Here is a 13,472-nt window from a genome sequence, read left to right on the forward strand (position 1 = left end):
GGCTGGGTTCAGGCTCATCAGTCAGTGCTCGGGGTAGAGCTTGGTCAGTAGGGATCCGTTCTTGTCGTACGCGCGTACTGTCAGGTGGTCTTTGGTGGTGTGGGGGGTTTTGTCGAGGGCGGTGAAGGTGAACCAGCCGTCCTTGACGGGGGCTTCGTACTTCGGGCCGGCGCCGACCTGGACGACGATCTTGGCGGTGTTGGCCGGTGCTCGGCCCCACCCGGTGGGCAGGCTGCGGCCGCAGGTTGCGCCGTTGCAGTCGGTGCCCTCGGGGAGAATCGTGGCGATCTCCTTGCCGAAAGTCCCGTCGGGCCACTCGATCCGCGGGTAGTCCGTGCCGAGGTCGTCGAGGCGTACGGCGGTGACTCCCCAGCCGTACCCGGCGCTGTTGATCTGGTTCGTCGGCAGCTGGCAGGCGATCGCCGTCTTGCCGGACGGCGAGATCGCGATCAGCAGTTCACGGGAGAACCCGGTGTAGAACTTCTCGGTCAGGCTGAGCCGGTCGGAGACCTGGATGTGCCACTTGGTCATGTCGACCCAGGCGTTCACGGAGCAGTTGCGCAGTTGGCCGGCCGGGTCGTCGGGGAACGGATCCGCCTTGGCGGCAGCGACCAGCGCGGCCGAGGGCTTGTCCCCGCCGGGGATCGAGCAGACGAAGATGCTCTGGTGACTGGTGCCCGGGGCGAGCATGTGCGAGCTCACGGAGCGGAATCCGGTGGTTCCCTTCAGCGTGACGTTCGCGCCGGGGTACCGCAGCGCGCAGCGGCGTTCGGCCTCCTTCTTGGAGAGCCGCTGGCCGGCACCGTCTTCACCGCGGGGCACGCCCGGGACCGGGCTGAACTGCGACGTCTCGGCATCGGCACCGGCCACGCCCGGGTCGTTGCTGTTGGTGATGAGATTGGGTACGAGCGTGACCGCGAGGGCTGCCGCCGCGACGCCGGCGACGGCGCCACCGGCGGTCAGGAAACGGCGGCGCCGGAGGCCGCGGCGGCCTCGGGTGACAACGGTTGCGGTATCGAAGCCGACCGGTGGCTCGGTGCCGGTCAGGCGGTCCAGTTCGGCGCTGACCTCGCGGGTGTCTTCCATCTCGTTCTCCTTCACAGCGCCGGGCTCCGGCGCCGGTCGATGGCTTTGCGGAGAGAGTCGAGGCCACGGGAGGACTGGCTTCGCACCGTACCCTCCGAGCACCCGAGGAGCTCCGCGGTCTGCTCGACCGAGAGGTCCTCGTAGTACCGCAGGACGATGCACGCCCGCTGCCGTGGCGCGAGTGCTCGCAGCGCTTCGAGCACTTCGTCACGGTCAGCGTGCCCCGGCGCGAAGTCACCGCTGGGTACGGCGGCGGACTCCGGGATCTCGGCGATGGCGACCTCGCGACGCCACGGACGCCGGCCGCCGTCGTACGCGACGTTGACCAGCATCCGGCGCGCGTACGAGAACGGGCTGGCGGTCCGTTGCACCTTCGGCCAGGCGAGATACAGCTTGTAGAGCGTCTCCTGGAGAACGTCGTCCGCCTTGTGCCAGTCGCCGCTCATCAGGTACGCCGTCCTCCGCAGCGACGGAATCGCCGTCTCCACGAACTCGACGAACGCCTTGTCCCGCTCCGCCATCCGCGCCTCCACTCTCCTTGTGCACCCAAGACGGAAAGACGGCTTCGTTACGCTGCATGCCCTGACGATCCTCTGCACAGATCATCACCTGCGCTCCGCCCGGGCCGCCCGTGCAACCAACTTCGCTGCCGGTGGCGTGTCTAACCCGGAATCAAGGATGGGAGAACAGATGAGTGATCGGGACGCCGCGTTCGAGAGCTATTTTGCGGCACGTTCCGGCGCCATGCGCAGCACGGCCTTCCTGCTCTGTGGCGACTGGCACCGCGCGGAGGACCTGGTCCAGCAGACGTTCACGAAGATCTACCTGGCGTGGCACCGGATCCAGCGGCAAGAGGCGATGGACAACTACACCAGGCAGACGCTCGTCCGGACGTTCCTGTCGGAGCGGCGCCGGGGCTGGTTCCGGCACGAGGCGGTCGGGTTCGCGCCGATCGACGAGGTGGCGCCGCCGGCCGTACTGCAGGAAGAACGGCTCCTGTTGCTGGAGGCGCTCGTGAAGGTGCCGCCCCGGCAACGCGCCGTGCTGGTCCTGCGCTACTGGGAAGACCAGTCCGTCGAACAGACGGCGGCGCTGCTCGACTGCTCGACCGGAAATGTGAAGAGCCAGGCCGCGCGAGGTCTGGCGACACTGCGCGGGCTGCTTGAAGAGGAGAAGGTTCGATGAACGAAGAAGACCTGAACAGGGCGTTCCACGACGTGATCGTGCGCAGCACTCCGCCGCCGTCGATGGATTCGGGGCTCGCGCTCGAGGAGGCTCGGCGGGTGCGCAAGCGGCGCCGGGCGGCGTGGGCCGGGATCGCCGTCGCAACGCTCGTGGTCGGCGGTGTCGGGGCGGGTCCCGCACTGTTCGCGCACCACAACGGCGGGTCGGTGGGCCGGATGGTCGCCGGCGACCCCACCCCGTCGACCTTGGTGTCGACACCGCAGAAGGTGTCCACGCCGCACCAGGCGTCCACACCGCAGCCGGCCTCGACCCTGACGCCGACGACACGGAAGACCGACGACCCGTGGCCGGAGGGCCAGACGGACCGTACCGCCAGCGCGGGTCCGCGTGCCGCTCGGGCCGTGACGCTGATGAACGACCTGACGTCGGCGGTGCCGGACGGGTTCACTACGCCGGATCTGAAGTTCCCGAGCGGTGACCCGATGCGATGGCCGCAGGCGCAGTACGCGTCCAGCGACGGCGAGCTGGACTACTGGGAGTACAAGGCCAGTATCCCGGTGCAGAAGGGCGACCGGGTCGGCGAACTGATGGTGCAGTCGACCACGCCAGACGGGAAGCCTGCGGGCGACCTGTGCAAGCTGGCCAAGAAGTTCTGGGGCGGCACCGGTACGTGCAGCATCATGAACGTCAGCGGTAAGAAGGTCGGCGTGGTAACCACCAACGGGCGCGGCAGCTACGACCAGTGGGCCGCCTACCGGTACGACGACGGCACCGTCATGTACTTCGCGCAGACCAAGCAGATCGAAGGCCGAAAGTCCCTCACCCAGCCGATCTTCACCCCCCGCCAGCTGGCCGAGCTCGTCGTGACACCGAAGTTCAAGATCAGCGCCTGACCAGGTTCACCGACCATGGGGCGGTAGGTGCAGATGCTGGACGTCGAGGTGGCGAGTGATTCGGAACCCTCGGCGCAGGTAGAGGCGATGGGCGCCGGTGGGGCTTTGGGCGTCGACCGTGAGGGTTATAGGAGCCTGCCGGGTGGTGCGGCAGCGGGTCAGGGTTGCGGCGAGCAGGGCGGACGAGATGCCGCGGCCGCGGTGGGCGGGGTCGGTGCCGATGGGGCCTAGTTCGACTTCGTTGCGGGCGTTGACGCAGGCGAGGACGAAGCCGGCCACCTGACCGTCCGGTGCGACGGCGAAGGTGGAGAGGTCGGGGGCGAAGGCCGTGTCGGTGACGAGCTGGTTCAGGGTTTCGGCGTTGTGCGGTTCGACCAGCCGTTGGTCGCGGTACGCCTGTTCGTAGGTGGTGTAGAACGCGGTCGCCGACACGTCCGCCCAGCCCGCGCTGCGCAAGTTTGCCGGCAGTGCAGGCGGGCCGTCCGGCCACGTCGTGTTGTCGTGCGTCATGGTCCACACCGGGTAGCCCTCGTCGAAACCCTGCGCCCGAAGTACGACCTGCTCGGCCGGGTCCCCCGTGCTCACGCGGAGGATCTGCAGCTCCGGCGTTGCGGTCGCCAGCCCGACCAGCCGGGAGATGATCTCGGAGTCCACACCACGGCGCGACCACCAGGCGCCGTGCCCCCGGCGGTGACCGGGGGTCGGTGGCAGTACGGCGACCGCGGCCGCCGCCCCCGTCTCGCCGAGCGTCGCCAGCTCGACTGACCACGAGCGCATGAACGCTGCCGCCTCGTCGGGGGTTACCGGGTCAGCCGAGGTTGCGGTTGCCAGGGCGGCCAGCAGCGATGCGTCGGCTGCGGCTGCGGGGCGCCAGTGCATGTTGGCTACTTCGGGGGGTCGAGGTGGGTGGTTAGTTGGTGGAGGGTGGATTGCAGGCGTTGGACTTGTTGTTCGGTCATGCCGAGGGATTCGCCGACGTGGCAATAGGCCTCGTAGAGGACCGGGCCTAGGGCTTCGCCTTCGGGCGTGAGGGAGACGGTGACCGAACGGGCGTCGCTGGCGGACCGGTCAAGCGTGAGCAGGCCGCGATCGGCGAGGCGGCGCAGCAGCGGTGTGAGCGTGCCGTGGTCGAGGCGGGTGGCGCGGCCGATGTCGCCGATCGAGCAGGTGCCGAGTCGGGTCAGCGTGGTCAGGACCAGGTACTGCGGGTACGTCAGCCCGTGCGGCTCGAGGACCGGGCGGTACAAGGACGTGACCAGGCGCGACAGCGAGTACAGGTCGAAGCAGAGCAGGTCTCCGAGGACCCGGTCCTCCGTCATGGCTCCTCCTGTGGTCAGCGTCTCACGGCGGTTGCACTTGACGACATAGTATCTTGTGCACAAGTATCTTGCACACAAGATAAATTTCGAAGGAGAGCGACATGCCGACTCGTACCGCACGGACTGCCTGGAACGGAACTCTCGAGCAGGGCTCGGGCCAGGTGGAGCTGACCAGCTCGAAGGTCGGGACGTACGACGTCTCGTTCCCGAAGCGTGCTGCTGAGGACGCGGGCGGCGCCACCAGCCCCGAGGAACTGATCGCGGCCGCACACACCGCCTGCTACGCGATGGCGCTGAGTGCGGAGATCGCCGGGCGTGGCGGCGTACCGCAGTCTCACGAGGTGTCCGCCGAGGTGTCGCTCGGGCCGGACCAGGCCGCGGGCGGCTTCAAGCTCACCGGGATCAAGCTGACGGTGCGCGCCGAGGTGGACGGTCTGGACGCGGCCGGCTTCGAGGAAGCAGCGCAGGCCGCGAAGGCGAACTGCCCGATCAGCAAGGCGCTGGCCGGCGTCGAGATTACGCTGGACGCCGCGCTCGAGAGCTGACGTTCCGCCGCCCGGAGACTCACCTAGTCTCCGGGCAGTTCTGTCGGTGGGGTCGTGCATGCTGGACGCAGCCTGACGAAGGAGGCGCCATGGAGTGGCGAGACCTGCCGATGTCGTCGTGCCCGCGGGGCAACGAGGTCGAGACGTTGGAGTTCGCCCTGGACCGGGTTCGGCGGCAGTTCGCGTGGAAGACCGGCGGGCTCAGCGCCGAGCAACTTCGGCAGACACATCCGCCGTCGACGCTGACGCTGGCCGGGCTGATCAAGCACATGGCGTTCGTCGAGGACGGCTTCACGGCGCGAGCCGCCGATCAGCCACTCGGGTCGCCCTGGGACACCCGCGGCTGGACGGAGAACGACGAATGGGGCTGGGCGTCCGCGGTCACCGACGATCCTGACGAGCTCTACTCCCTCTGGTACGCGGCTGCCGCACGCTCCCGCACCAAATGGCAGGAGCTCAGCGCGGACGGCGGACTCGACGTGGTCATCCCGGACCCAGATCCGGCCTGGAGCTCGAACCGCCGGCGGATCGCGATCGACCTGCTCGAGGAGTACCTGAAGCACACCGGCCAGGCGGACATGTTGCGCGAGGCTGTCGACGGCGTGACGGGCAACGATCCTGACTGACCTCGCCAACACGCTCAGAGATTCGTACGGCATCCGCGCCGTTGACCTGCACCGGATCGCGGCGGGTACCAACACTGTCAACTACCGCATCGTCGACGTCGACGGGCGCAACTGGTTCGCCAAGATCTACCGCGGCGACCTACCACGCGAACGCGCCGCGATCGAGCTGACCGCTTTCGCCGGGCAGGGCGGCGTGCCCGTTCCGGACGTACGCCGGACACGCACCGGTGCGCTGATCGACGAGCGGATGCCGATGTCGTTGTGGGAGTTCGTCGACGGCGAAACGGCCGAGGGCGGCATCACCGGCGACCGCTGGCCCGCAATCGGTACGGTCCTCGGCAGACTGCACCGACGCCTGGCCGAGCACCCGCACGCCACCCCGGCGCTCCGCCCGGCAACCGAGGTCCGGGACGTCGCGCGCTCCGAGCGCAGCTTCGATCGGCTGATCGCGAGCCTCCACGAACGCGACACACCGAGCCCGTTCCAGGAGTGGGCCCGCGAGGCAGCGCAGGAACGCCGCGCCCTGCTCCACAAGGCCGGCGCGATCCTCGCCGACCTGCCCGCACTGACCGTGCAAGTCCTGCACGGCGATCTGGCCGCACCGAACCTCATGCTCCGCAAGGACGAGGTCGCGGCGGTGATCGACTTCCAGCCCCCACGACCGGGCTTCATCGCCTGGGAGATCGCCCGGATCGGCTGCGACCCACGGACGGTGCTGCTCGGCGACCAGTGGATCGACGGTCTGCGCGAGTTGCTCGACGCGTACCGCGCCGAGCATCCCGCCGTACGCCCGGAAGACCTCCGGTCCGCCGTCGCGGTTGGTTGCGCATACACCGTCGGATCGACGTATCCGCTGGCCGAACCAGCCCCGGTCAGCGCGTCGCTCGAGGCTTATGCACGCGCGAGACACCAAGCTGCGTTGCACATCCTCCAGAGACTGGAGGATCTCAGTGACGCATCACGGCGATGAACTGCATCCCCTGGGGTGACGTCAGATTGACGAGCTCCCAGCCGCGTTGTTCGAGGAGCTCGACGACGCTCAGCACCTGGTCGAGCGCCGACTCGTACGACGTGCCGCCGCTCAGCACCGCGGCGTACCGGAGGGGATACCCGTCCAGGCTGACCTCGCCGGACAGGATCTTCGGGGCGCGAAACATCCGCGGCGGCCGCATCTGGGACATGCCGCCAGCGTAGGACCGCCTCCGGTTCATGCGGCGATCGACACGTTGAACATCCGCTCGGCGTTCTGCAGCGACTCGGTGACGATCGCCTGGCCCTTGGCGACAACCTCCTGCTGGTACGCCGCAAGATCCTCCCCCGACGTCAGCGCCCGGGTCAACCGCGCCGCATCCCAAAGGGCCGTGTTCGCACCCGCACCCGCGGCCGGCGTCATCGGATGGACGGCGTCCCCGAGCAAGGTCACGCACGCCGACGACCAGGTCGGCACCGTGATGCAGGTCCGCAGCGTAATCGGGAACGCGGCCTCCGCCTCGCCGACATCGACCAGCGCGCGGATCGCCGGATGCCACTCCCCCACCGACCGCGCCACCAGCGCCCACAGCTCGGTGGCAGGCAACTCGAACAGCTTCTCGTCCGGCACGCCGAGCACCGCGTTCGTCCCGGTCAGTACAGCCATCAGATAGTCGCCGTACTCCGCAGGCGGCTCGCGGAACACCACCGGCGCGAACGCCGCGCCAAGGCCGGACCCGTCGCTCACGAAGCAGAACCCGCGCAGGAACGACTCCGGCGCGATCTCGCGGACGGCCGGCGTCAGCGGCACCTTCCCGTAGATGCAGCGCACCCCGATGTCCACCACGTCGAGCGACGGCACGACCTGCCCGCGCACCCGCGATCCCACCCCGTCCGCGCCGACCAGTACGTCGGCGGTCGCGGAAGTTCCGTCCGCAAAGGCGATCTCGACGCCGTCAGCAGTCTCGGCGTACGACGTGAACTGCTTGCCGAAGCGCAGTACGTCATCCAGCCCCGTCATCAACGCGCGCCGGAACGCGTACCGATCCACCGACGTCACCGCGTCCGGACCGCTCACCGGATACAGCTGCTCGAACTGCTGGTTGAGCTGCGCATCGAAGCCCGCCACCAGATCGCCGGGCCGGGTCGCCGTCGCGATCACCCGCCGCCGCACGGCATCCGGCAGCATCGCCGCCAGCGCCTCCTCCCCGACCGGGCTGATGTGGATCCGGTACCCCTGCTTGCGGTACCGCGGCGACGGATCGCGCTCGTACACCGTCACCTCCACGCCCGCCTTCCGCAGACCCTGCGCGAGCGCCAGCCCACCGATCCCGGCACCCATGATCGCGACCTTCATCGCCGACTCCTGTCATCCGTTCATCAAGCTTTATCATCCGTATGGTTGATTAAGTTAGCACGCCGGTTGGAAGTCCGCTAGGATGGCCGTCGTGCGGAGATCCCCCGGCCCCGAGGAGCGGCAGCGTGATCCCGAGCGCAGCAAGCAGCAACTGCTGGACGCCGCGGTCGCGGAGTTCGGCGCGCACGGGTTCAGCGGCGCGCGGGTCAGCGAGATCGCCGCCCGGGCAGGCGTCAACAAACAGCTGATCTCGTACTACTTCGGTGGCAAGGAAGGCCTGTACCGCGCGGTCGCCGACCGCTGGCGGGCCGCCGAGCCGACCATCACCGCGACGGCCGAGACCCTCGGTGAGGTCGTCGGCGCTTACGCCCGCGCGACCATCGAGCAGCCCGACCTGCTCCGGCTGCTGATCCGCGAGGGCATCGACCGCGACACCGCCGGCAACGACGCCGGCGCGCAGTACGAACGCTTCCAGGGCATGCTCGCCGACTTCCGCCGCCGCCAGTCCGACGGCGAACTCGCGGCCGACCTCGACGCTGCGTACGCCGGACTCGCCCTCTTCGGCCTGGCCGCCGTGCCGGTCGTCTTCCCCCAGATCGCCCGCGCGCTCGGCCTCGACCCGGACACCGAAGACTTCACCGACAAGTACGCCGAGCAGGTCGCCCTGCTCGTGTCATATCTGAAGGGTTAAAGGGCTCCGGAGATCGCGCGGGTGCGGAGCTCGGCCTTGTAGGCCTCCAACGCGATGAGCTCGCCGAACATCCGGTTGTACTCGTCGGCGCGGTCGATCGGGTTGGTGCGCTGGAGCTTCGACTTGAGGTCCGCGATGCGGCGCGCGCAGGTCAGCTCCTGGACACGGGCCATCAAGGCCTGTGCGTACGGCGCGTCGGGCTCGCGGCCGAGCCGCAGCGGGTCCACGGCGAGCGCACCGACCACTGCGGCGGCCGGATCGTTGCCGACGGCATCGCGTACGGCGACCACCCACGCCTCGCCAGGTGGCGCGGTGGACGGGCCACCGGCCTTCGCCATCGCGGCGCGGATCGCGGCCAGCCAGGGATGCGTGAAGTCGTGATCGTCGAGCTCGTCGAACGCCGCCCCGACCAGCGCTGGGTGCTGCATCGCGACCTTCAGTGCATCCCACTCGATCACGAACCGCTGATCCCGCGGCGACGGGATGTCCGTACGCCGAGCCGGCGCCGGCTGCTCCGCGCCACCGGCCTGCACCGGCGGGCGCGACTGCCCGGACGGACCGGACTGGGCCGGAGCGGCCGTCTGCCTGGAGGCCGCGCGGTACACCTCGGAGCGGACCTGGTCCTCGTCCATGCCCAGGCGGCCGGCGAGCTCGCGCGTGAACGCGTCCACCTTGGACCGGTCGCGGATGCTGATCACCAGCTTCGCCGCCTCGCGCAGCGCGTCAACCCGGGTGTCCGCCCGGTCAAGGTCGTATTTCGACAACACGTTGCCGAGCACGAACCGGTACAGCGGAACCCGTCGGCCGATCAGCTCGCGGACCGCCGCGTCGCCCTTCTGCAGCCTCAGGTCGCACGGGTCCAGCCCGTCCGGCTCGACCGCGACGTACGTCTGCGACGCGAACGCCTGATCGCCGGCGAACGCCTTCAACGCCGCCCGCTGACCCGCCTCGTCACCGTCGAACGTGAAGATCACCTCGCCACGGAACTGGTCGTGGTCGAGCAGCAGCTGCCGCAACACCCGGGCGTGGTCGTCGCCGAACGCCGTACCGCAGGTGGCGACCGCGGTCTGCACACCGGCGAGGTGACACGCCATCACGTCGGTGTAGCCCTCCACCACCACCGCCTGCCGGCCTTTCGCGATCTCGCGCCGGGCGAGATCGACGCCGTACAGCACCTTGGACTTCTTATAAATCGGGGTCTCGGGGGTGTTCAGGTACTTGGCTTCGATCCGGTCGTCGTCGAACAGCCGGCGCGCGCCGAACCCGATCACGTCCGCCGAGGCGTCCCGGATCGGCCACATCAGCCGGCCGCGGAACCGGTCGTACAGCCCGCGCTGCCCGTCGGCGGCCAGACCGGAGGTGACCAGCTCGGTGTTGGTGAAGCCGCGCCCGCGCAGATGGCTGATCAGCGCCTCGCCGCCGCGCGGCGCGAAGCCGACGCCGAACTGCACAGCGGCGTCCTTGTCGAAGCCGCGCTTGTCCAGGAACTGCCGGCCGATCGACGCCTCGGCCGCCCCGAACAGGTTGTCGACGTAGAACTCGGCGGCCGCCTTGTGCGCCTCGACGAGCCGCGGCCGCTGGTTGCCCGGGCCGCGCTGCAGCGGCGCCCCGGAGTCGTCGTAGCGCAGCTGGATGCCGACCTTCGAGGCCAGCGTCTCGACCGCTTCCGAGAAGGTGATCTGGTCCACCTTCTGGATGAAGTCGATGACGTCGCCGCCCTCCTGGCAGCCGAAGCAGTAGAAGAACCCGCGCGCCGGGGTGACGTTGAACGACGGCGACTTCTCGTCGTGGAAAGGGCAGAGACCCTTCAGGTTGCCCCCGCCGGCGTTCTTCAAGGTCACATACGAGCCCACGACGTCGTCGATCCGGGCTCGCTCGCGCACCAGCGCGATGTCCTCTTCCTTGATCCGGCCTGCCACCCCGCGAGTCTACGATCATCGCCAAGCACGTCGGCCCGCGGGACGACGAACTGCGTGAATTCAGGGACGCGGCGCCAGCGGAACGGTCGTGTAGCGGCTCGCGGTCCCGGGCTGCAGGAGGCGCAGTGACGGGTCCTGCGTGGTCGCGTTGGCGGTCGTGGTGTCCTGCAAGCGTCCGTCCTTCACGACCCAGCCGCTGCTGTCTTCCAGAACGCCCTGGTCGTAGCCCAGCGGGTTCCTCGCGGCCGAGGCGCCGGTGGCAGTGAGTCGCTGCCCAGCAGGGTCGTACGTGTACGCAGCGGTGACGCCGCCCGCGGAGCCGACCAGGCCGACCGGGGTGCCCTGACCGTCGAGCACGTAGTACTCGACGGCGCCAGTCGTCGTGAGCGCGAGCGGGGTGTCGTCGTCGGCGGTGTCGAGGTAGGTGATCTCGCCGTGCCGGGTGACGGACTGCACCTCGCTGGTCGGGCCGTAGCCGTACCTGGTGACGTAGTCTCCGTTGGTCGCCGAGACGAGCTCGTGCTGGTCGCCGCCTGCCCAGGTGTAGGTGGTCGTGCCCGCGGCGCCGGTGTGACTCGTCAGCTGCCCAGCGGCGTTGTAGGTGGCGGTGCGGTTGCCCGGAGAGGCAGTTCGGTTGCCAGCGGCATCGAATGTGTACCCGGGGTTGCTGAGCTGGTTACCGGAGTTGTAGGTCAGCGTCTGGACCGTCACATCGTCGACCTCGGCCGTCAGGCGGTTGCCGGCGTCGTCATAGGTGTAGGCGTAGCTGTGGCCGGCGTAGTTCGAGACCGTCGCGAGCCGGTTGGCGGTGTCGTAGCCGTAGGTCGAGACCTGTGAGGTGAGGTTGTCCTCCGACCATCGCAGTACGTGACTGTCAGTGCTGACGGCCTGCGACGGGCAGGGCTGTCCAGCGACGTACGGCGAGTAGCAGTACGTCGTGTCGTAGACACTGGTCGCGTCGTTCGAGGCCCGTGACGTCCACGTCCGCGCGACCCGGCCGGACTTGTCGTACGCCGTGCTGGTGTGGGCCGCGAACGTGGTGTGGTCCGGGTTCGTGTTGAACCAGATATCCGTCCGGCGACCGCTGTCGTCGTACGCGAAGTCCGTCTTCTGGCCGTTGGCCATCGTCAGCTCGGTGAGCTGGTTCGCGGCGTCGTAGGTATAGATCATCGACCTGCGCTCCGGGTCGGTCTTCGAGATCAGGTTCCCGGTCCGGTCGTAGCCGTACGCCAGCGTCCCGCCGCCCGAGGTGGCGACCCGGCTCCAGACCCGGTTCTGCGGATCGTAGACAATGGTCGTGGTTCCGGAGCCGTCGGTGCGGGTCAGGACGTTGCCGGCGCCGTCGTAGGTGAAGACGACGTCGGGAGTGTTGTCGGAGTACTGGATGGTCTTGATCCGGTCGGCGCGGTCGTACGCGTAGATCGTGCGCATCCCCCGGCCGTCGCGCACGCTGTGGATCCGTCCGAAGCCGTCGTAGGCGATCACAACCGGCGCGAGGGAGGACCCTGCCGGTGGCGTGATCCCGGTCAGCTGGTGGTCGGTGCGGGCGTAACTGCTCACGTTGCTGCGCGGATCGGTCGACGTGGCGAGCGTGCCGTCGGCGTTGTAGCTCACTGCCGACGTACCGGCCGTCAGCTGGTTGCCCACCTCGTCGTACGTCAACGCCACATTGTTGCCTTGAGCATCGGTTGTGCCGGACGGCAGGTACCGCGCCGCGCCTGGATTCGTGTACGCGGTGGTCGCGGTCGCGCCGGTCGGGGACGTCACGCTGGTCAGGGACTCGCCGCCGTTGACCGCGGGATCGTGGCCGAACGTCGTGACTGCGCCGGTGCCGTCGGTCGAGGTCGCGACGTCGCCGAGCGGCGTGTACGTCTTCGCGCGACTGCGGCCGAGCGGGTCGACGACGGACGTGACCAACTTGCCCGCGTCGAGGCGGTAGTCGGTCTGCGGCCCGTCGGACGGATTGCCGTAGGCGTTGTTCGGCTCCGCGACGAGAGTCTCGCGGGACGAGTAGTAGGTGAAGCGGGTCATGGCCGGACCCACGAAGGTCTCCTGGGTGACCTTCTTGACCCGGTGGGCGGTGTCGTACTGGATCGCGGTCTGCCGGTTCGCGCCGTTCGTGATCGTGACCAGGTCGCCGGTGACCGCGTCGTAGGTGAACCGTGTGGCCTTGGACGTCAGGTCCGTGATCTTCGTCAGCTTGCCGTCGGTGTAGGTGTAGGCGACGCTGCGCTGGGTGCCGTCCGCGCCGGTCTGGGTGATGCCGGTGAGGCTTCCCGACCAGGTGAAGTTCGCGGTGTTCGCGCCCGCGGCGCCGCGGGTGGACACCACCTGCGAGAGCTGTCCCGCTGTATAGGTGAAGGTTGCGGCCCGCGAGTTGCGGTCGGTGATCGAGGTCAGCTTGCCGGCGGCGTCGTACGTCGAGACCTCGTTGGTGAGGTGGTCCGTCACGGTCCAACCCGCGGCGGTCTTCGCCATCGTGACCTTGAAACCGGGCGGAGCGGTGTAGGTGGTCGCAGTCAACGGCTCGAACAGGCCTTCGCGACCCTCGGGTGCCAGGTACACCACCGAGTTGTCGGTGTTCAGGATCAGCTTCGTGTCCTGGCCGACCCGCATCGCCCAGCCGGCGCCTGCCGAGCCCGACGGTAACGCGGCCCCGGCGGCGCGCCGCAGACTGTTGTAGTCCAGCCCCAACTCGAGATCGTGCTGGATCCCCGGCAGGACCAGGTCGTTCGTGGTGACGAGCAGGTTCCCGGTTCCGACATCGACCGAGGCGGACACCTTGTCGGAGATCGCGAACGGGATCCGGGTCGCCGACGGCCGGGGCCCGGTCGGGCTCGCGCTCACGTCTGCTGCTGGTTCGGCTACCGCGGACGGTGGGG

Annotated in this window: 14 protein-coding genes; 6 read left to right on the plus strand and 8 right to left on the minus strand. The window is 68.9% G+C overall.

The window, feature by feature from the left end; translation table 11 throughout:
• Positions 1 to 21: 21 nt before the first annotated feature.
• Positions 22 to 1,086, minus strand: coding sequence for a hypothetical protein (locus ACGFI6_RS00590; RefSeq protein WP_393113970.1), 1,065 nt, complete (start codon positions 1,084 to 1,086; stop codon positions 22 to 24).
• An 11-nt stretch (positions 1,087 to 1,097) separates the two neighbouring features.
• Positions 1,098 to 1,607: a SigE family RNA polymerase sigma factor gene (locus ACGFI6_RS00595; protein WP_393113972.1), complete on the minus strand. Its 510-nt coding sequence runs from the start codon at positions 1,605 to 1,607 to the stop codon at positions 1,098 to 1,100.
• Positions 1,608 to 1,776: 169 nt separating this feature from the next.
• Here ACGFI6_RS00595 and ACGFI6_RS00600 point away from each other — a divergent pair, with 169 nt between their 5' ends.
• Both ACGFI6_RS00600 and ACGFI6_RS00605 read left to right on the plus strand, forming a co-directional pair.
• Complete coding sequence (locus ACGFI6_RS00600) at positions 1,777 to 2,271, plus strand: SigE family RNA polymerase sigma factor (protein ID WP_393113975.1); 495 nt, start codon at positions 1,777 to 1,779, stop codon at positions 2,269 to 2,271.
• A complete protein-coding gene (locus tag ACGFI6_RS00605; protein ID WP_393113977.1) occupies positions 2,268 to 3,164 on the plus strand; it encodes a hypothetical protein in 897 nt (298 codons plus the stop codon). The genes ACGFI6_RS00600 and ACGFI6_RS00605 overlap by 4 nt, the downstream gene beginning before the upstream one ends.
• A gap of 6 nt (positions 3,165 to 3,170) precedes the next feature.
• Here the strand turns inward: ACGFI6_RS00605 and ACGFI6_RS00610 are convergent, their stop codons facing one another.
• The gene (locus ACGFI6_RS00610) at positions 3,171 to 4,043 is read right to left on the minus strand and encodes a GNAT family N-acetyltransferase (protein ID WP_393113979.1); all 873 of its coding nucleotides are present in this window, start codon (positions 4,041 to 4,043) and stop codon (positions 3,171 to 3,173) included.
• 5 nt (positions 4,044 to 4,048) lie between these two features.
• Positions 4,049 to 4,483 (minus strand): MarR family winged helix-turn-helix transcriptional regulator, encoded by a 435-nt coding sequence (locus tag ACGFI6_RS00615; RefSeq protein WP_393113981.1) that lies wholly within the window; start codon positions 4,481 to 4,483, stop codon positions 4,049 to 4,051.
• A gap of 101 nt (positions 4,484 to 4,584) precedes the next feature.
• Between ACGFI6_RS00615 and ACGFI6_RS00620 the strand changes: the two genes are divergently transcribed.
• The 3 genes from ACGFI6_RS00620 to ACGFI6_RS00630 all read left to right on the plus strand — a co-directional run bounded on the left by ACGFI6_RS00620 (position 4,585) and on the right by ACGFI6_RS00630 (position 6,624).
• Complete coding sequence (locus ACGFI6_RS00620) at positions 4,585 to 5,028, plus strand: OsmC family peroxiredoxin (protein WP_393113984.1); 444 nt, start codon at positions 4,585 to 4,587, stop codon at positions 5,026 to 5,028.
• A gap of 89 nt (positions 5,029 to 5,117) precedes the next feature.
• The gene (locus ACGFI6_RS00625; protein WP_393113986.1) at positions 5,118 to 5,654 is read left to right on the plus strand and encodes a DUF664 domain-containing protein; all 537 of its coding nucleotides are present in this window, start codon (positions 5,118 to 5,120) and stop codon (positions 5,652 to 5,654) included.
• A 55-nt stretch (positions 5,655 to 5,709) separates the two neighbouring features.
• Positions 5,710 to 6,624, plus strand: coding sequence for a phosphotransferase enzyme family protein (locus tag ACGFI6_RS00630; RefSeq protein WP_393115734.1), 915 nt, complete (start codon positions 5,710 to 5,712; stop codon positions 6,622 to 6,624).
• On the opposite strand, the gene ACGFI6_RS00635 is transcribed toward ACGFI6_RS00630, so the two are convergent.
• Complete coding sequence (locus tag ACGFI6_RS00635) at positions 6,602 to 6,835, minus strand: hypothetical protein (RefSeq protein WP_393113988.1); 234 nt, start codon at positions 6,833 to 6,835, stop codon at positions 6,602 to 6,604. The two genes, ACGFI6_RS00630 and ACGFI6_RS00635, sit on opposite strands and share 23 nt — an antisense overlap.
• Before the next feature lie 26 nt (positions 6,836 to 6,861).
• On the minus strand, positions 6,862 to 7,980 hold the full coding sequence (locus ACGFI6_RS00640) for an FAD-dependent oxidoreductase (RefSeq protein ID WP_393113990.1): 1,119 nt from the start codon (positions 7,978 to 7,980) through the stop codon (positions 6,862 to 6,864).
• A gap of 91 nt (positions 7,981 to 8,071) precedes the next feature.
• Here ACGFI6_RS00640 and ACGFI6_RS00645 point away from each other — a divergent pair, with 91 nt between their 5' ends.
• Positions 8,072 to 8,671, plus strand: coding sequence for a TetR/AcrR family transcriptional regulator (locus ACGFI6_RS00645; RefSeq protein WP_393113992.1), 600 nt, complete (start codon positions 8,072 to 8,074; stop codon positions 8,669 to 8,671).
• Here the strand turns inward: ACGFI6_RS00645 and dnaG are convergent.
• A complete protein-coding gene (gene dnaG / locus ACGFI6_RS00650) occupies positions 8,668 to 10,590 on the minus strand; it encodes a DNA primase (RefSeq protein ID WP_393113994.1) in 1,923 nt (640 codons plus the stop codon). The genes ACGFI6_RS00645 and dnaG overlap by 4 nt on opposite strands.
• Before the next feature lie 60 nt (positions 10,591 to 10,650).
• Positions 10,651 to 13,437, minus strand: a complete 2,787-nt coding sequence (locus ACGFI6_RS00655) for a DUF6531 domain-containing protein (RefSeq protein WP_393113996.1) — start codon at positions 13,435 to 13,437, stop codon at positions 10,651 to 10,653.
• Positions 13,438 to 13,472 lie beyond the last annotated feature (35 nt).

Origin of the sequence: Kribbella sp. NPDC048928 (genome assembly GCF_043197975.1) — a bacterium.
GTDB lineage: Bacteria > Actinomycetota > Actinomycetes > Propionibacteriales > Kribbellaceae > Kribbella.

Excerpts from the sequence above, each read along its gene's own strand:
- ACGFI6_RS00590 (WP_393113970.1), bottom strand. The coding sequence starts at position 1,086 with ATGGAAGACACCCGCGAGGTCAGCGCCGAACTGGACCGCCTGACCGGC.
- ACGFI6_RS00595 (WP_393113972.1), bottom strand. The coding sequence starts at position 1,607 with ATGGCGGAGCGGGACAAGGCGTTCGTCGAGTTCGTGGAGACGGCGATT.
- ACGFI6_RS00600 (WP_393113975.1), top strand. The coding sequence starts at position 1,777 with ATGAGTGATCGGGACGCCGCGTTCGAGAGCTATTTTGCGGCACGTTCC.
- ACGFI6_RS00605 (WP_393113977.1), top strand. The coding sequence starts at position 2,268 with ATGAACGAAGAAGACCTGAACAGGGCGTTCCACGACGTGATCGTGCGC.
- ACGFI6_RS00610 (WP_393113979.1), bottom strand. The coding sequence starts at position 4,043 with ATGCACTGGCGCCCCGCAGCCGCAGCCGACGCATCGCTGCTGGCCGCC.
- ACGFI6_RS00615 (WP_393113981.1), bottom strand. The coding sequence starts at position 4,483 with ATGACGGAGGACCGGGTCCTCGGAGACCTGCTCTGCTTCGACCTGTAC.
- ACGFI6_RS00620 (WP_393113984.1), top strand. The coding sequence starts at position 4,585 with ATGCCGACTCGTACCGCACGGACTGCCTGGAACGGAACTCTCGAGCAG.
- ACGFI6_RS00625 (WP_393113986.1), top strand. The coding sequence starts at position 5,118 with ATGGAGTGGCGAGACCTGCCGATGTCGTCGTGCCCGCGGGGCAACGAG.
- ACGFI6_RS00635 (WP_393113988.1), bottom strand. The coding sequence starts at position 6,835 with ATGTCCCAGATGCGGCCGCCGCGGATGTTTCGCGCCCCGAAGATCCTG.
- ACGFI6_RS00640 (WP_393113990.1), bottom strand. The coding sequence starts at position 7,980 with ATGAAGGTCGCGATCATGGGTGCCGGGATCGGTGGGCTGGCGCTCGCG.